This window comes from Rahnella inusitata, assembly GCF_965118895.1.
GTDB classification, from domain to species: Bacteria; Pseudomonadota; Gammaproteobacteria; order Enterobacterales; family Enterobacteriaceae; genus Rahnella; species Rahnella inusitata_A.
Window position 1 is genome coordinate 13,181 of the sequence record NZ_CBCPJJ010000014.1, and the last position, 17,874, is coordinate 31,054.

A 17,874-nucleotide genomic window follows, 5' to 3' on the forward strand; every position below is an offset into this window, starting at 1 on the left:
CATTGTGCTGTGAATCTTAACGCAACAATCCTCGGCCAGGCTATCGCGTTTGTCCTGTTTGTCCTGTTCTGCATGAAGTACGTATGGCCGCCGATTATGGCAGCCATCGAAAAACGTCAGAAAGAGATTTCTGAAGGTTTGTCTTCCGCAGAACGTGCCAAAAAAGAATTGGACTTAGCGCAAGCCGATGCGACCGACCAACTGAAGAAAGCCAAAGCTGAAGCTCAGGTAATCATCGACCAGGCGAACAAGCGTAAAGCACAGATCGTCGACGAAGCGAAGACCGAAGCCGAGCAGGAACGTAACAAGATCGTAGCGCAAGCTAAGGCAGAGATTGACGCCGAACGCCAACGTGCACGTGAAGAGTTGCGTAAACAGGTCGGGATTTTGGCCATTGCTGGCGCCGAGAAGATCATCGAACGTTCCGTGGATGAAGCTGCTAACAGCGACATCGTTGATAAACTGGTCGCTGAACTGTAAGGAGGGAGGGGCTGATGTCTGAATTTGTAACTGTAGCTCGCCCCTACGCCAAAGCAGCTTTTGACTTTGCCGTTGAGCACCAAAGCTTAGATCGCTGGCAGTCTATGTTAGCGTTCACGGCTGAAGTCACGCGCAATGAAATGATTGAAGAACTGCTTTCCGGTGCAACAGCACCAGAAACGCTGTCTAAGACATTTATTGCCGTATGTGGTGAACAACTCGACGACGCAGGCCAGAACCTGATTAGGGTTATGGCTGAAAATGGACGTTTACGCGTTCTTCCGGAAGTGTTGCAGCAGTTCATCGAACTGCGCGCCTCACTGGAGGCTAGTGCTGAGGTTGAAGTCACTTCAGCAAGTCCACTGACGGAAGAACAGCAGGCAAAAATTGCTGCTGCTATGGAAAAACGTTTGTCTCGCAAAGTTAAGCTGAATTGCAAAATTGACAAGTCTGTTCTTGCCGGTGTCATTATCCGTGCAGGTGATATGGTGATTGATGGCAGCGTTCGCAGTCGTCTTGAACGCCTGGCAGACGTCTTGCAGTCTTAAGGGGACTGGAGCATGCAACTGAATTCCACCGAAATCAGCGAACTGATAAAGCAGCGCATTGCTCAGTTCAATGTAGTGAGCGAAGCTCACAATGAAGGTACTATCGTTTCCGTCAGTGACGGGATCATCCGCGTGCACGGCTTAGCCGATGTCATGCAAGGGGAAATGATTGCGTTGCCGGGTAACCGTTACGCTATCGCCCTGAACCTGGAGCGCGACTCCGTAGGTGCTGTTGTTATGGGCCCTTACGCTGACCTCGCCGAAGGGATGAAAGTAAAATGTACTGGCCGTATCCTGGAAGTTCCAGTTGGCCGTGGCCTGTTAGGTCGCGTTGTTAACACTCTGGGTGCGCCAATCGACGGTAAAGGTCCGGTAGAGCATGACGGCTTTTCAGCTGTCGAAGCAATCGCACCTGGCGTTATCGAACGTCAATCCGTAGACCAGCCTGTGCAGACAGGTTACAAATCCGTTGATGCCATGATCCCAATCGGTCGTGGTCAGCGTGAACTGGTCATCGGTGACCGTCAAACCGGTAAAACTGCTCTGGCGATCGATGCGATCATCAACCAGCGCGATTCCGGCATCAAATGTATCTATGTGGCTATCGGTCAGAAAGCGTCCACCATTTCTAACGTGGTTCGTAAACTGGAAGAGCACGGCGCACTGGAGAACACCATCGTTGTTGTTGCGACTGCATCAGAATCTGCTGCACTGCAATACCTGGCACCGTACTCCGGCTGCGCAATGGGTGAATACTTCCGTGACCGCGGTGAAGACGCACTGATCGTTTATGATGACCTGTCTAAACAGGCTGTTGCTTACCGTCAGATTTCCCTGCTGCTTCGTCGTCCACCAGGTCGTGAAGCTTACCCAGGTGACGTTTTCTATCTCCACTCCCGTCTGCTGGAACGTGCTGCGCGTGTAAACGCTGAATACGTTGAAGCATTCACTAAGGGTGAAGTGAAAGGCAAAACCGGTTCCCTGACTGCGCTTCCGATCATCGAAACGCAAGCGGGCGACGTTTCCGCGTTCGTTCCAACCAACGTAATCTCGATTACTGATGGTCAGATCTTCCTGGAATCCAACCTGTTTAACGCCGGTATTCGTCCTGCGGTTAACCCGGGTATCTCGGTATCCCGTGTTGGTGGTGCTGCTCAGACCAAGATCATGAAAAAACTGTCCGGTGGTATTCGTACCGCGCTGGCACAGTATCGTGAACTGGCTGCGTTCTCCCAGTTCGCTTCCGATCTGGATGAGGCAACCCGTAAACAGCTGAACCACGGTCAGAAAGTGACTGAGCTGCTGAAACAGAAACAATACGCTCCGATGTCAATCGTGGCGCAGTCTCTGATCATCTTCGCAGCAGAACGTGGTTATCTGGAAGACGTTGAGTTGTCCAAAGTCGGTAGCTTCGAAGCGGCACTGTTGGCGTTTGCCGACCGTGAGCACGGCGAGCTTCTGCAGCAAATCAACCAAACTGGTGCGTATAACGATGAGATCGAGGGTAAATTCAAAAATATCCTCGATACCTTCAAAGCAACCCAGTCCTGGTAACACTAAGCGGCCTTGCTGTCCTGCTTTTGGCAGATAAGCAGCGGGCCGTTTGGTAATGAGGAGAAGCAGAGATGGCCGGCGGAAAAGAGATACGTAGTAAGATCAGCAGCGTGCAAAACACGCAAAAGATCACTAAAGCGATGGAAATGGTCGCCGCCTCCAAAATGCGTAAAACGCAGGAACGTATGGCGGCCAGCCGTCCTTATGCAGAAACCATTCGTGAAGTGATTGGTCACCTTGCGTTAGGTAATCTGGAATATAAGCACCCTTACCTGGATGAGCGTGACATTAAGCGCGTCGGGTATCTGGTGGTGTCTACCGACCGTGGTCTTTGTGGTGGTCTGAACATTAACCTGTTCAAAAGACTGCTGGCAGAGATGAAAGGCTGGTCCGAAAAGGGTGTTGAAGTTGATCTCGCACTGATCGGTTCCAAAGCAGCCTCTTTCTTCGGCTCCGTGGGTGGCAACGTTGTTGCTCAGGTCACTGGCATGGGGGATAACCCTTCCCTGTCAGAACTGATCGGACCGGTGAAAGTGATGTTGCAGGCTTTCGACGAAGGTCGTTTAGACAAGTTATGCGTTGTTAGCAATAAATTCGTCAATACCATGTCTCAGGAACCACGCATCGTGCAGCTGTTGCCTCTGCCACCAGCAGAAGACGGCGCACTGGCGAAGAAATCCTGGGATTACCTGTATGAGCCGGACCCTAAAGCGCTGTTGGATACCCTCCTGCGTCGCTATGTGGAATCTCAGGTTTATCAGGGCGTCGTAGAAAACCTGGCCAGCGAACAGGCCGCGCGAATGGTAGCGATGAAAGCCGCAACCGATAACGGCGGCAGCCTGATCAAAGAGCTGCAGTTGGTATACAACAAAGCTCGTCAGGCCAGCATCACTCAGGAACTCACCGAGATCGTCGGGGGAGCCTCCGCGGTTTAAGCTAGGTTTACGAATTACGTAGAGGATTCAAGATGGCTACTGGAAAGATTATCCAGGTAATCGGCGCCGTGGTGGACGTCGAGTTCCCTCAGGATGCAGTACCGAACGTGTACAATGCTCTTGAGGTAGAAAACGGTACCTCCAAACTGGTGCTGGAAGTACAGCAACAGTTAGGTGGCGGCGTTGTTCGTTGTATCGCAATGGGTACATCAGATGGCCTGCGTCGCAATCTGAAAGTGAACAACCTGGAACACCCAATTGAAGTTCCGGTGGGTGTAGCGACTCTGGGTCGCATCATGAACGTATTGGGTGAACCAATCGACATGAAAGGTGAAATCGGCGAAGAAGAACGCCGTTCAATTCACCGTCCTGCTCCTTCTTACGAAGAGCTGGCGAACTCCCAGGAATTGCTGGAAACCGGTATCAAAGTTATGGACCTGATGTGCCCGTTCGCTAAGGGCGGTAAAGTCGGTCTGTTCGGTGGTGCGGGTGTAGGTAAAACTGTAAACATGATGGAGCTGATCCGTAACATCGCGATCGAGCACTCCGGTTATTCTGTGTTTGCAGGCGTGGGTGAACGTACTCGTGAGGGTAACGACTTCTACCACGAAATGACCGACTCCAACGTTATCGACAAAGTTTCCCTGGTTTATGGCCAGATGAATGAGCCACCAGGCAACCGTCTGCGTGTAGCACTGACCGGCCTGACCATGGCGGAGAAATTCCGTGATGAGGGTCGTGACGTCCTGCTGTTCATCGATAACATTTACCGTTATACCCTGGCCGGTACTGAAGTGTCTGCACTTCTGGGCCGTATGCCTTCTGCGGTAGGTTATCAGCCAACACTGGCGGAAGAGATGGGCGTTCTGCAAGAACGTATCACCTCGACCAAAAGTGGTTCTATCACCTCCGTACAGGCCGTTTACGTCCCTGCGGATGACTTGACTGACCCATCTCCAGCCACCACCTTCGCTCACTTAGATGCGACCGTGGTACTGAGCCGTCAGATCGCGTCACTGGGTATTTACCCGGCGGTAGACCCACTGGATTCCACCAGTCGTCAGCTGGATCCACTGGTTGTTGGTCAGGAACACTATGATGTGGCTCGTGGCGTGCAGTCTATTCTGCAACGTTATCAGGAACTGAAAGACATCATCGCGATCCTGGGTATGGACGAGTTGTCAGAAGATGACAAACTGGTTGTATCCCGTGCGCGTAAGATTCAGCGTTTCCTGTCCCAGCCATTCTTCGTGGCCGAAGTCTTCACCGGTTCTCCGGGCAAGTTCGTTTCGCTGAAAGATACCATCCGTGGTTTCAAAGGCATTATGGACGGCGACTACGATCACCTGCCGGAACAAGCGTTCTACATGGTTGGCACCATTGAAGAAGCAGTGGAAAAAGCCAAGAAACTGTAACGCTAGTTTGTTGTGGTATTGAGAGAGGATGACATGGCTGAAAAAGCTTACCATCTGGATGTAGTCAGTGCGGAAAAGAGAATGTTTTCCGGCATGGTACAGAAGATCCAGGTGACGGGTAGCGAAGGCGAACTGGGTATTTTCCCGGGGCATGCTCCGCTGCTCACCGCCATCAAGCCTGGCATGGTGCGCATTGTTAAAGAACACGGGGAAGAAGAGTATATCTATCTTTCCGGCGGCATCCTTGAGGTGCAGCCGAATGCAACTACCGTGTTGGCTGATACTGCAATCCGTGGGCAAGACCTCGACGAAGCGCGCGCGCTTGAAGCTAAGCGCAAGGCGGAAGAACATATTAATAGTTCTCACGGCGACGTTGACTACGCTCAGGCGTCAGCAGAACTGGCTAAGGCGATCGCGAAACTTCGCGTTATCGAACTGACCAGGAAAGCGATGTAACGACATCAGTGTAAAAGGCGACCTTCGGGTCGCTTTTTTTTTACCTTTAAATAAGACACTTTTCAGCGTTTATCCGAAGGCGTGAATTCACGTTTAATGGAATACTTGCGGAATAAGTGGACGTTTTACCCTCAGATTTTTTGCTGTAGTCTATACCGTGCTCAACCCTTACAGGCTGCGGCCTGCAGGTGGTTTTTGAAGCGAAATATGTAGTAATCCGTGCACTGAACGGGTTACTTTTGTCACTCAAATTGGATTTGTCAGGTTACCTATGTCGAACAGCACACTGAGTGTGGTGATCCTTGCCGCGGGCAAGGGAACACGCATGTACTCCAACCTTCCTAAAGTTCTTCATTCCTTGGCGGGTAAGCCAATGGTGCAACACGTGATTGATGCCGCCACGCAGGTGGGGGCGAAGAACGTGCATCTGGTCTATGGCCATGGTGGAGACTTGCTGAAGAAAAATCTGGCGGGCAGTGAACTGAACTGGGTATTACAGGCAGAGCAACTGGGTACCGGCCATGCTATGCAGCAGGCTGCGCCTTTCTTTGCAGATGATGAAGATGTGCTGATGCTGTACGGCGATGTTCCGCTGATTTCCGTCGGTACGCTGGAAAAACTGCTGAAAGCTAAACCGGAAGGCGGTATTGGTTTATTGACCGTCGTGCTTGATGACCCAACCGGCTATGGTCGCATCGTGCGTGAAAACGGCACGGTCACTGGCATTATCGAACAAAAAGATGCCAGCAAAGAACAGCTTGAAATTCAGGAGATTAACACCGGGATTTTGGTTGCCAACGGGGCATCTTTCAAACGCTGGCTCAGCAAACTGAACAACAACAATGCGCAGGGTGAATACTACATCACCGATATTATTGCGATGGCACATGCCGAAGGGCACCAGATCGCCACCGTTCATCCGGCGCGTAACAGTGAAGTGGATGGTGTGAACAACCGCCTGCAACTTTCCCGCCTTGAGCGCGTGTATCAGAGTGAACAGGCTGAACGCTTGCTGTTGGAAGGTGTGATGTTGATGGATCCTGCGCGCTTTGATCTCCGTGGCGAACTCTCCCATGGCATTGACGTGCTGATCGACACCAACGTGATTATCGAAGGCCACGTCAAACTGGGCGATCGCGTGAAAATCGGTGCGGGCTGTGTGCTGAAAAACAGTGTGATTGGCGATGATTGTGAAATCAGCCCTTACAGCGTTTTCGAAGATGCGGTGCTGGAAAGCGGTTGCACCGTCGGCCCCTTCGCCCGTTTGCGCCCTGGCGCTGAATTGGCCGAGGGCGCACACGTGGGCAACTTCGTTGAAATCAAAAAATCTCGTCTGGGCAAAGGCTCTAAAGCGGGTCACCTTTCCTATCTTGGCGATGCCGAGATAGGTGACAACGTCAATATCGGCGCGGGCACCATCACCTGTAACTATGACGGTGTGAACAAAAGCAAAACGATTATCGGCAATGACGTGTTTGTCGGCTCCGATACTCAGCTGATTGCGCCTGTTACCGTCGGCAATAACGTGACCATCGCGGCGGGCACCACCGTGACGCGCGATGTTCCTGATAACGGTTTACTGTTAAGCCGGGTGCCTCAGGTGCATAAACCTGACTGGCAAAAACCGGTGAAGAAATAATAAGCATTACATAATAATCCCCAACTTCTACAAGGCTCGGGGAACCGTAAGTACACCGGAAAACGGGGCTCGCGGATAAATCAGGTCAGGCATCAAAAAAGGTCCCGAAAGACCTTCAATAGGAATAAAACTGATGTGTGGAATTGTAGGCGCAGTAGCGCAACGCGATATTGCTGAAATTCTGTTAGAAGGTTTACGCCGTCTCGAATACCGCGGTTATGACTCAGCCGGTCTGGCTGTGATTGATGCGCAAGGGAAAATGGGGCGTTTGCGTCGTCTGGGCAAAGTCCAGATGCTGGCTGACGCGCTGGATCAACATCCACTGCACGGCGGCACCGGTATTGCGCACACCCGCTGGGCAACCCACGGCGAACCTTCAGAAGCGAACGCCCACCCGCATGTGTCCGATTACATCGCGGTGGTGCATAACGGCATTATCGAAAACCACGAACCTTTGCGTGAATTACTGATCGAACGCGGCTACCGTTTTGATTCCGAAACGGATACCGAAGTGATCGCGCATCTGGTGCATTGGGAACAACTTCAGGGCGGCACGCTGCTGGAAGTGGTTCAGCGTGTTATCCCGCAACTGCGTGGCGCATACGGTACTGTCGTGATGGACAGCCGTGATCCGTCCGTTCTGGTCGCTGCCCGTTCCGGCAGCCCGCTGGTGATCGGTCGTGGTGTAGGTGAAAACTTCATTGCCTCCGATCAGCTGGCATTGCTGCCGGTCACCCGCCGCTTCCTGTTCCTTGAAGAAGGCGATGTCGCGGAAGTGAAACGCCGCTCGGTCAGCGTGTATGACAAAAACGGTCATGCGGTTGAGCGGGAAGAAATCGAATCTAAAGTGCAGTACGACGCGGGTGATAAAGGCGTTTACCGCCACTACATGCAGAAAGAAATCTACGAACAGCCTCTGGCGATCAAAAACACTCTGGAAGGCCGTTTCAGCCACGGTGAAGTGAATCTGAGCGAACTGGGCGAAAAGGCTGACGACATTCTGTCTCGCGTTCAGCATATCCAGATCATTGCCTGCGGGACGTCGTATAACTCTGGTATGGTCGCGCGTTACTGGTTTGAATCATTGGCCGGTATGCCTTGTGATGTTGAGATCGCGTCTGAATTCCGCTATCGCAAATCTGCCGTGCGTCCGGGCAGCCTGATCATCACGTTGTCTCAGTCCGGCGAAACTGCCGATACGCTGGCTGCACTGCGCCTGTCCAAAGAGCTGGGATATCTCGGTTCTCTGGCCGTGTGTAACGTTGCAGGTTCGTCTCTGGTGCGTGAGTCCGATCTGGCGCTGATGACCAAAGCGGGCACCGAAATCGGCGTGGCCTCCACCAAAGCCTTTACTACTCAGCTGACCGTTCTGCTGATGCTGGTGGCGCGCATGGGCCGTCTGAAAGATATGGCGCCGCAGGTTGAGCACGACATCGTTCATGCGCTTCAGGCACTGCCTGCGCGTATCGAGCAGATGCTGTCGCTGGATAAAACCATCGAGTCTCTGGCAGAAGGTTTCTCTGACAAGCATCACGCCCTGTTCCTCGGTCGCGGCGATCAATATCCGATCGCGATGGAAGGTGCACTGAAGCTGAAAGAGATCTCCTATATTCATGCCGAAGCTTACGCGGCGGGTGAGCTGAAACACGGCCCGCTGGCGCTGATCGACGCGGATATGCCGGTGATCGTGATTGCACCTAATAACGAACTGCTGGAAAAGCTGAAGTCGAATATCGAAGAAGTGCGCGCCCGTGGCGGCCTGCTGTACGTCTTCGCCGATCAGAATGCCGGTTTCACTGACAGCGAAGGTATGAAGATCATCCAGCTGCCACACGTTGAAGAAATCGTCGCACCGATTTTCTACACCGTTCCGCTCCAGCTGCTGTCCTACTATGTTGCGCTGATCAAAGGCACCGACGTAGACCAGCCGCGTAACCTGGCGAAGTCCGTGACGGTAGAATAAGTCATTAGGATTTCTGCTTCCGAGCGCCCCACGTGGGCGCTTTTTTATTTCTGCAACGCAACAAGGTATAGTCCGCCTTTTACAGAGGTTCTCTGCGCAATGCCGATCTCTTCTTCCATTCGGATTAACAAATACATCAGCGACAGCGGCATGTGTTCGCGGCGTGATGCTGACCGTTATGTCGAAAATGGGCGGGTATTGATTAACGATACGCTGGCCGGATTTGGCGCGCAGGTCTTTGACGGCGATGTCGTGAAGGTCGATGGTCAGCCTATAGAGCAACGAGATGAAACCGATCTGGTGCTGCTCGTGTTGAATAAGCCAGTGGGTATCATTACGTCGATGGATGAAAATCTGCCGGATAACATCGGTACGCTCATCCATCACAGTAAGCGTATCTTTCCGATCGGGCGACTGGATAAAGATTCGCAAGGGCTGATTTTACTGACCAATCACGGCTGTCTGGTGAACAAAATTCTGCGCGCCGGTAACAATCATGAAAAAGAATATGTGGTGACCGTCAATAAGCCAGTGACCGACGCGTTTATTCTGGGCCTCAGTTACGGCGTCCCGATGTTGGGCACGGTGACCAAAGCCTGCAAAGTGATGAAAGAGTCGGAATATGTCTTTCGTATCACGCTGATGCAGGGACTTAACCGTCAGATCCGCCGTATGTCGAAGCATTTTGGTTTTGAAGTGACACGGCTTAAACGTGTGCGGATCATGAATATTCATCTGGATAAGCTGCCGTTGGGGGAATCGCGGGAACTGACCCGTGATGAACGGACCGCATTATTTAGACAGCTTGAAGGCTCCGTGTCTGAAGAGTGACGGGTTAAAGAGTGCTTTAATTGCTCGCCGGCTCAGTAGTTAACTTTTTCGTGCTTTCCAACGTTCGAATCAGAGCCCTCCAGCGTCACCGGGATTTTTCCTGTTCCCATCAGGAACAGCAGTGTCATTATCGTCATCGAAAACAGCCCTGCGCGGGTAACTCTCGCACGTGAACGCTGATAAATCGGCGTCAGTGCTACAAGGTCCTGCGGATTAGCCCCCTCTTTTACAATCATCAACTCAAACCCTGCATCGCTAAGATAAGGAATAACCGTCAGGTTTTTTACCGTCTGAAAGGTTTGCGGACTCATTGTTGAAACTTCGGCTGTAAATTTCTTCATGCTAAATGTCATAGCGGTCAGCATCACCATACTGACTAATGCCACGCCCAATGCCTGCCCGATATCTCTGGCTGCCGCCTGAATCCCTCCGGACTGCTGAGCGTCACGCTCCGGCAGCGCGCTTGTGATAAGAAAGGGGGCGTTTGCTGCTACGGTGCCCATGCTGGCTCCGATCAGACAGAGTCCCGACGTCACTATTGTCGTGTTAAAACTCAGTCCGTGAATGCCCAAAGCAGTGATCGCCGATCCAGCCATTCCCAGCAGTAATCCAGCCCTGCACTGACGGCGTGGATTACGCTGTCGGAAAATCAGCGGTAAGCCCATCGACGAACCGGCCAGGCAGACGGCAAACGGAATGATCATCAGGCCGGTATGTACGGCGTCCAGCCCTGCCACCACCTGCACAAAACTGACGACGACGAAAATCCCCGAACTGTACGCGAAGAAAATATACATGGTCAGATAAAGCCCGGCGCGAACCTGTGCCGTGCGTAAAAATGACTGTGGGATCATGGCACTGCCAGTGACTGTTTCGCGGAATTTTTCCCACCGCAGCACGACGACCAGAATAAGCAGGCCGCTTGCGACCAGCATCAAAGCCGGACTGAGGCCGAAAAAAGTGAAAGGAGGATTGAACGGAGTGATGAGACCCCAGGTTGATATTTGCAAAATTCCAAACACGACTAAAAACAGACCGAGTGTTGAGAGGATAAAACCTGCAAAATCAAAGTTAACGCGTTTTTCGGGTTTTGACGGGGAGGGAACCCTGCTTGAGCAAACCAGTATCACAATCGCCAGCCCAGCCAGAACGCCAAAAGCCCAGCGCCAGCCCAGCGTATCGAGCAGCAAACCGCACAACACCGGGCCCATCGCAAAAGAAAAACCGCTGGCAGCCCCAAGCGCACCAAAGGCAATTGCTTGCTCCCGCCCCTGAAAACTGCCAGTAATAATCCCAAACACCGCCGGGATCATCAGACTTCCGCCTATGCCTGCCAGTATCCTTGCCGCCCAGATGAAAACCGTTATTGAAGGCGAGAAAACCGCGATGATCTCAGCTAAAAAATAGAGAATGCAGCCGGTGCGGAAGGTTTTACGCCAGCCAATAATCAACCCCAACATGCCACCGGCAATCATAAATGTGCCCGCAACCAGCGGATACATGGTGTTTGCGGTGCTGATTTGTGACATTGATGCACCGAGATCGCGGATAAGTGCGCTGGTGGCAATGCTTAGGGTAACGTTATCTGCCGACGCCAGAAACTGAGCCAGGCACAGAACCAGAAGGGGCAAGCCAATGGCCTGTCGGTTAAGGCGTATTTTCTCAGCCATAGTATTTTCCTAATGATTTCAGCTACGCAAAAGCGCGCAACCTGCAAACAGGGTGCGCGCTAAAAATATCGGATAATAATTAGGCTATTACCCGAGCTATAACATTAGTTTTTCTTTTTACGATCCTCTGCGAGGTTATCTGACGCTGCAACTTTGGTTTTAGTTGGCAGATTACGCGTACCGAACAGGAAGAGGACTGTCATTAGCGCGGTGGCAATCATCCCGGCACGAGTCGCGTTTAATCTGGACGTCTGATAAACCTGCGTCAGAGCAGGCACGTCTTTTTGTACAATGCCATGGTCAAGCATCAGGGCAGAGAAGCCCGCGTCACTCAGGTAAGGGATCACGGTCATTTCAGATACTTTGGTCTGAGTGTCCGGGCTTAAAGCCGGATCGCTGCGCGCTGCCCCCTGCACACCCATGGTCACTGCTGTCAGCATCACCATGCCGCATACTGCAACACCAATCGCCTGGCCGACATTACGGGATGTTGCCTGTACGCCGCCTGACTGCTGTGCATCCCTTGATGGCAATCCACTGGTTACAATATAGCTGGAATAGGCCGAGACGATTCCCATACTCACGCCAATCAAACACATACCTATCGGTACAATCATAGAGAAGCTGGAAGGGCCGAAGCCGAAAATGCACAGCACCGAGCCGAGAGTACCTATCAACAATGCTGACTGACACATACGTTTCGGATTGGCATTTTTCCACACCACCGGTAGCCCCAGCGAGAAGATAACCACGCCTAAAGCGAACGGTAATATCATCAGGCCTGTTTGGATACCGTTCAGTCCCGCCACAACCTGCACAAAACTGACGGTCACAAAAATACCTGAGCCATAGGCCAGGAAGATAAAGGCGGTCAGATATAAACCGTTGCGAACTTGTGGTGTCGATAAGAAGGACATCGGGATCAGTGCGCTACCAACAGAAGCCTCACGATGACGTTCCCATTTCAGCATCAAAGCCAGCACGACTAAACCAAACAGCACCAGGAATGGCGCAGGGCTTAACCCAAAGAGAGTGAACGGCGCAGCAAACGGCGTGAACAAACCCCAGCTGGAAACTTTCAGGAAGCCAAGAATGACGATGAACAGACCGATGACAGTCAACACGACGCCCGGTAAGTCGAATCGTACTTTGCGTTCTGGTTTTGCCGGCGTTGGGATGATGAAAGAACCGACGAAAATTACTACGCACAGGCAGGCGATTGCTGCGAAAGCGTAACGCCAGCCAAACTGATCTACCAGCGTGCCGCAGATAAGAGGGCCAGCTGCAAAAGAGACACCGCTGGCCGCGCCGATGGCGCCGAAAGCGACGGCCTGATCACGGCCTTTAAAGTTACTGGCGATGAGCCCCAGAACCGATGGGATCATAAAGCTGCCGCCGATACCGGAAAGCAGACGGGCACCGTAGGTGAAAATTTGCATATTCGGTGAGAAGAAGGCAGTCAGTTCGGCGCAAAACAGCAGTGCACAGCCGATACGGAAAGTTTTTTTCCAGCCGATAATCAGCCCAACCATTCCGGCCGCGACCATCAGTGAGCCTGCCGCCAGAGAGTACATGGCGTTAGCAATGCTGATTAAATCCATGGAAGCATGGAGATCTTTAACCAGCGCACCGGTGGCGATACTCAGTGTGGCGTTATCACCTGAAGTGGACAGCTGGGCCAGGCAAAGCACCAGTAAGGGAAGCCATTTGGCCCATCCTGACACCGAAGGGGTGGAGGAAGGTACAGCCAGTGGCTCGGTGGCATGTGTCGCCATAAAAAATACCTCATCAAATTTTGTTAATAATGGGCAGCAGGAAGCCGTCCGGCTGTTTCCAGGCGGATAGGCATCCTGTCTAAAAAGGGGTTCCCTGACCGGTCAGGTCAGGGGAACAGACTATCGGGAAATTGGCTGTACTTTGCCGCCAAGCACCGTGCCCCAGACCTGAATGTCTTTCAGATGCATCGGTTCAATGGTCAGAGGGTTCTCTTCCAGAATGGTGAAGTCAGCCAGTTTGCCGCACTCAATGCTGCCAATCAGATGATCGACCTTCATGGTGTACGCGGCGCCGACGGTCATGGCATGCAGAGCATCCTCAACGCTGATTTTTTCGCGCTCGCCCAATACACGCCCTGAGGCGGTCACACGGTTCACGGCGCACCAGCCGGTAAATAGCGGGTTAATTGGTGTGATGCCGCAGTCGCTGTGGAAAGCAAACGGAACTCCGTGGCGAACCGCGCTGCCACAGGCATTCATCCGATTAGCACGTTCCGGCCCCATGGTTTTACTGTAATGTTGATCACCCCAGTAGTAGATGTGGTTACTGAAGAAGTTAACGCACATGCCGAGGCTTTTAATGCGTTTGAACTGATCTTCACGCAGCATCTGAGCATGCTGCATGGTGGCGCGATGATTCGCTGCCGGAATGCGGTTCAGGGTTTTCTCGACGGCCTGGATAAAAGCTTCTGAGGCTTCGTCACCGTTGCAATGGCAGTGGATCTGATAACCGCGTTTCATGATTTCGTACACCTGATTTTCAACTTCGGCAGGGGTTGCATTCCAGGCGCCATTCTTCTGGGTTTTGAAATAACCCGGAGCTAACATTCTGCCTGAACCGCCCTGAATCGAACCATCGAGGAAAATCTTCATCGGGCCGAAAATCATTTTGTTATGACCGTGCTTCATCACATCGACCGCGAACTCTACGGCTTCAATAAAAGGTTTTTTCACAAACGGAGGGCCGTAAGCCACCAGCAGGCGGATGGGGAAGTCTTCAGCGCGGGTCATACGGATATAGTTGGCGGCCAGCTCAGGGTTATCGAAATCCGTTAAGCCCATGTCGGCGGCTGAAGTACAGCCTGCGCGGAAAGCTTCCTGACCAAAAGTATGGATAGCTCGCTCGGTGGTCAGTGCGTCCCAAAAACCGTACTTTTGCAGCACCGGACCCATGGCAGCAAACTCAACCAGCTCACCGTGCAGCGAACCATCTTCGTTTTTAACGATGCCTTCGATCTCGCTGTCAGCAAAAATGCCGCAATCAGCCAGTGCTGCTGTGTTAGCGCCCATCAAGTGGATGCTCATGTGGATCACGGCCACCGGGCGGGTGGTCGACACGCGATCCAGATGCTGGCGGCCCAGTTTTTCGCTGCCGAAGTAGATAGGGTCGACGCCCCAGGCAATCAGTGGCGCGTTTGGATCTGTCATGGTTCTTTCGACTTTTTGCAGCGCTTCAACTACTTCATCAAAGGAGCGGCAGCCTTTCCAGATTTTACCCGTGTAGTCAGGGCGATCATAAAAACCGACATAAGGGAATTGCCACATACCGCCCCCGGTGGCGTGTGAATGGGCTTCAATCAGGCCTGGAATAATAACTTTGTCGGCAAAGGTGTTATCAACAACACATTCGCCCCATTCTTTTAGCTCATCCAGTGAACCAACACCCAGGATCCGTCCGTCTTTGACTGCCACATGACTTGCTTCCGGTTGGGAAGGACACATGGTGATGATTTTTTTGGCCGAGTAAATCACAGTAGTTGGAGCAGACATAAATAATCCTCGCAGAGATGGAGTCCCTGTGGTTGCGCAAAAAAAGCATATCCATAGGGTTTAACATTATGGAGCTATGCTATTCCTGGTATTGGATGTATAAAAGAGCCAAAACACCCCTATATAAAGGTGCCAATTTGCCCGCTTCCTTACCTTTTGAAATCACCGGACTGACCCTAAAGCCTGGACGAAAGCTATCCATACAGCTTTATGACGCATTGCGTGAATTGATTATAGGGAACCCGAGAAGCAGCGGGGTGAAACTTCCTGCCAGCCGCGAGCTGGCGGAAATGCTCGATATCTCCCGTAACACGGTGGTTAACGTCTATGAACGCCTGTTCGCTGAAGGTTTTATCGAAACGCGGGTGGGTGATGGTACCTACGTCGCGCAGCTACACTCGCCGCCGAAAACCTTGCACCCCGGCGATAACGCCATGGCTGAACCACAACTGCACATTGGTTACCGCCTGCCCATAGCGTCGTTGTTCAACCAACACCGTATCCACGAAGGAGTGCCCAAAGCATTCCGCATTGGTATGCCGGCAATAGATCTTTTTCCTTTTGATATCTGGAGCCGGTTGCAAACCCGCTTCTGGCGCAGTGAACCGATGTCCCATATGGGTTATGGGCATCCTGCGGGGGAGCCGCAGCTGCGGGAGCTGATTGCGCAATATTTGCGCCATTCCCGTGGTTTAAAGTGTGATCCTTCACAAATCGTCATTACGCTGGGCGCGCAACAGGCGATTATGATCTGCTCAGCATTATTGTTACGCCCCGAAGATGAAGTCGTCATTGAAAACCCCTGCTACTGGGCTGCCGCAGGGGTATTCTCCTGCCTGGGTGTCAAAATGCATGGGATAGGAGTCGATGAGGAGGGACTACAGACCGGGCAGTTACAACAGATCCCCAAAGCGCGTATGGCTTATGTCAGCCCGTCCTGTCAGTATCCGACGGGAGCGACGCTCTCTATGGCGCGCCGAATGGAGATTCTGCAATGGGCAGAGCAGAACAAAGCCTGGATTATTGAAGATGATTACGATGGAGAATACCGTTACAGCGGTACGCCACTCACTCCTTTGGCGGCTATCGATCAGAGCAACCGGGTGCTGTATATCGGTTCTTTCTCTAAGGTAATGTATCCGGGATTGCGTTTAGGTTATCTGGTGGCACCGAAGCAGCTGGTGGAGCAATTTTTGCTGGTGCGCACAATGGCCAGTCGTCAGCCACCGATGAATGACCAGATGGCAATGGCACTTTTCCTTAGCGAAGGGCATTTCCAGCAGCACAGCCGCCGAATGCGGCGCGCAGCGCTGGCCCGGCGCAATGCCTTGCTCGACGCCTGGAACCAGCATCTCGGCCACATTGGTCACATGCCGCAGGTCTCCTCCGGTCTGCATGTCACCATTCGTTTAGCGAACCTTGAAACAGAACAGCGTTTAATTGCACAGGCACTCTCTGTGGGTATTGAAATCACACCACTCAGCGCTTCGTGGCTGCCTGACAGCTCAGAGGAACAAACGGGACGCTATGGGCTGGTGCTGGGTTTTGCTTGTGTAAAAGTCCCCGATATTGTTCTGGCCGTCGAAGCCTTAAAGCGCGCATGGCAATAGCGTTTGCCTAAATGGCGACCTCTGTCATAAAACTGTCATATTACGTACATTTTACTGTCACCAAACTGTCCTATTTTCCTCCTGTGCCAAACACTTTAATTAACGTCGACATAAGTCGGGAAGTTTAAAACCACCAGGAGTGGAACATGAAATTGATGCGTAACACCGTCGCCGGTCTTGTAGCAGCGACTTTTTCCCTCACAGCAATGTCTGCTTTCGCTGCCTCTAACCTGACTGGCGCTGGCGGTACCTTCCCTGCACCTGTTTACGCTAAGTGGGCGGATGCTTATCAGAAAGAAACTGGCAATCAGGTTAACTATCAGGGTATCGGTTCTTCCGGCGGCGTGAAACAAATCATCGCCAAAACCGTTGATTTCGGCGCGTCCGACGCCCCGATGAAAGAAGAAGATCTGAACAAAAACGGCCTGTTCCAGTTCCCTACCGTGATCGGTGGCGTGGTACTGGCTGTGAACATCCCAGGCATCAAATCCGGTCAGCTGACGCTGGACGGCGCAACGCTGGGTGATATCTACCTCGGTAAAATCAAAAAGTGGAACGACGCGGCGATCACCAAGCTGAACCCGGGCGTGAAACTGCCAGACACCAACATCGCGGTTGTTCGCCGTGCTGACGGTTCCGGTACCTCTTTCGTGTTCACCAGCTATCTGGCGAAAGTGAACAACGAGTGGAAAGAGAAAATCGGTTCCGGCTCTACCGTTAACTGGCCTACCGGTCTGGGCGGTAAAGGTAACGACGGCGTGGCCGCATTCGTACAGCGTCTGCCAGGCTCAATCGGCTACGTAGAATACGCTTACGCAAAACAAAATAATCTGGCTTACACCAAACTGGTGGATGCCGACGGCAAAGCTATCACCCCGACTGAAGAATCCTTCAGCGCAGCGGCTAAAGGCGCTGACTGGAAGAGAACCTTCGCTCAGGATCTGACCAATCAGAAAGGTGATAACGCGTGGCCAATCAGCTCCACCACCTTCATCCTGATTTATAAAGACCAGCAAGATGCAACGAAAGGCGCTGAAGTACTGAAGTTCTTCGACTGGGCTTACAAAAACGGTAACAAGCTGACGACCGATCTGGATTACGCCGCACTGCCTGATTCTGTGGTTGAACAGATCCGCGCAGCATGGAAAACCAATATTAAAGATTCCAGCGGCAAAGCACTGTACTAGGATCTGACCTTCCGTCTGATATAGAGTACAAGTCTTCTGCT

13 protein-coding genes and 1 pseudogene are annotated in these 17,874 nt (G+C 52.3%); 11 read left to right on the top strand and 3 right to left on the bottom strand.

Features of this window, described 5'->3' with window-relative positions; all coding sequences use genetic code 11:
• Positions 1–9 precede the first annotated feature (9 nt).
• From atpF to rluF, 9 genes and pseudogenes are all read left to right on the top strand, one after another.
• Complete coding sequence (gene atpF, locus ACMHLI_RS13550; RefSeq protein ID WP_056775959.1) at positions 10–480, top strand: F0F1 ATP synthase subunit B; 471 nt, start codon at positions 10–12, stop codon at positions 478–480.
• Between the two features lie 14 nt (positions 481–494).
• Positions 495–1,028 carry a F0F1 ATP synthase subunit delta gene (gene atpH / locus ACMHLI_RS13555; protein WP_112165419.1) on the top strand — a complete coding sequence of 178 codons (534 nt, stop codon included), beginning with the start codon at positions 495–497 and terminating at the stop codon, positions 1,026–1,028.
• Positions 1,029–1,040: 12 nt separating this feature from the next.
• The gene (gene atpA, locus ACMHLI_RS13560) at positions 1,041–2,582 is read left to right on the top strand and encodes a F0F1 ATP synthase subunit alpha (protein ID WP_056775956.1); all 1,542 of its coding nucleotides are present in this window, start codon (positions 1,041–1,043) and stop codon (positions 2,580–2,582) included.
• Positions 2,583–2,653: 71 nt separating this feature from the next.
• A complete protein-coding gene (gene atpG, locus ACMHLI_RS13565; RefSeq protein WP_112165415.1) occupies positions 2,654–3,517 on the top strand; it encodes a F0F1 ATP synthase subunit gamma in 864 nt (287 codons plus the stop codon).
• Positions 3,518–3,549: 32 nt separating this feature from the next.
• The gene (gene atpD, locus ACMHLI_RS13570) at positions 3,550–4,932 is read left to right on the top strand and encodes a F0F1 ATP synthase subunit beta (protein ID WP_056775954.1); all 1,383 of its coding nucleotides are present in this window, start codon (positions 3,550–3,552) and stop codon (positions 4,930–4,932) included.
• A gap of 33 nt (positions 4,933–4,965) precedes the next feature.
• On the top strand, positions 4,966–5,388 hold the full coding sequence (locus ACMHLI_RS13575) for a F0F1 ATP synthase subunit epsilon (protein ID WP_112165412.1): 423 nt from the start codon (positions 4,966–4,968) through the stop codon (positions 5,386–5,388).
• 271 nt (positions 5,389–5,659) lie between these two features.
• Positions 5,660–7,027: a bifunctional UDP-N-acetylglucosamine diphosphorylase/glucosamine-1-phosphate N-acetyltransferase GlmU gene (glmU, locus tag ACMHLI_RS13580; RefSeq protein ID WP_413529926.1), complete on the top strand. Its 1,368-nt coding sequence runs from the start codon at positions 5,660–5,662 to the stop codon at positions 7,025–7,027.
• Positions 7,028–7,160: 133 nt separating this feature from the next.
• Positions 7,161–8,990 (top strand): glutamine--fructose-6-phosphate transaminase (isomerizing), encoded by a 1,830-nt coding sequence (glmS, locus tag ACMHLI_RS13585; RefSeq protein WP_413529927.1) that lies wholly within the window; start codon positions 7,161–7,163, stop codon positions 8,988–8,990.
• Between the two features lie 99 nt (positions 8,991–9,089).
• Positions 9,090–9,818 (top strand): annotated as a pseudogene (gene rluF, locus ACMHLI_RS13590) (23S rRNA pseudouridine(2604) synthase RluF); the annotation flags it as partial.
• 35 nt (positions 9,819–9,853) lie between these two features.
• Here rluF and ACMHLI_RS13595 read toward each other — a convergent pair.
• From ACMHLI_RS13595 to ACMHLI_RS13605, 3 genes are all read right to left on the bottom strand, one after another.
• A complete protein-coding gene (locus ACMHLI_RS13595) occupies positions 9,854–11,491 on the bottom strand; it encodes an MFS transporter (protein ID WP_413529928.1) in 1,638 nt (545 codons plus the stop codon).
• A 104-nt stretch (positions 11,492–11,595) separates the two neighbouring features.
• Positions 11,596–13,266: an MFS transporter gene (locus ACMHLI_RS13600; protein WP_413529929.1), complete on the bottom strand. Its 1,671-nt coding sequence runs from the start codon at positions 13,264–13,266 to the stop codon at positions 11,596–11,598.
• 120 nt (positions 13,267–13,386) lie between these two features.
• Complete coding sequence (locus ACMHLI_RS13605; protein WP_413529930.1) at positions 13,387–15,036, bottom strand: amidohydrolase; 1,650 nt, start codon at positions 15,034–15,036, stop codon at positions 13,387–13,389.
• Positions 15,037–15,131: 95 nt separating this feature from the next.
• Here ACMHLI_RS13605 and ACMHLI_RS13610 point away from each other — a divergent pair, with 95 nt between their 5' ends.
• Entirely contained in the window at positions 15,132–16,646 is a 1,515-nt protein-coding gene (locus ACMHLI_RS13610) for a PLP-dependent aminotransferase family protein (protein ID WP_413529931.1), read from the top strand.
• A gap of 146 nt (positions 16,647–16,792) precedes the next feature.
• Positions 16,793–17,833: a phosphate ABC transporter substrate-binding protein PstS gene (gene pstS, locus ACMHLI_RS13615; RefSeq protein ID WP_413529932.1), complete on the top strand. Its 1,041-nt coding sequence runs from the start codon at positions 16,793–16,795 to the stop codon at positions 17,831–17,833.
• Positions 17,834–17,874: the final 41 nt, after the last annotated feature.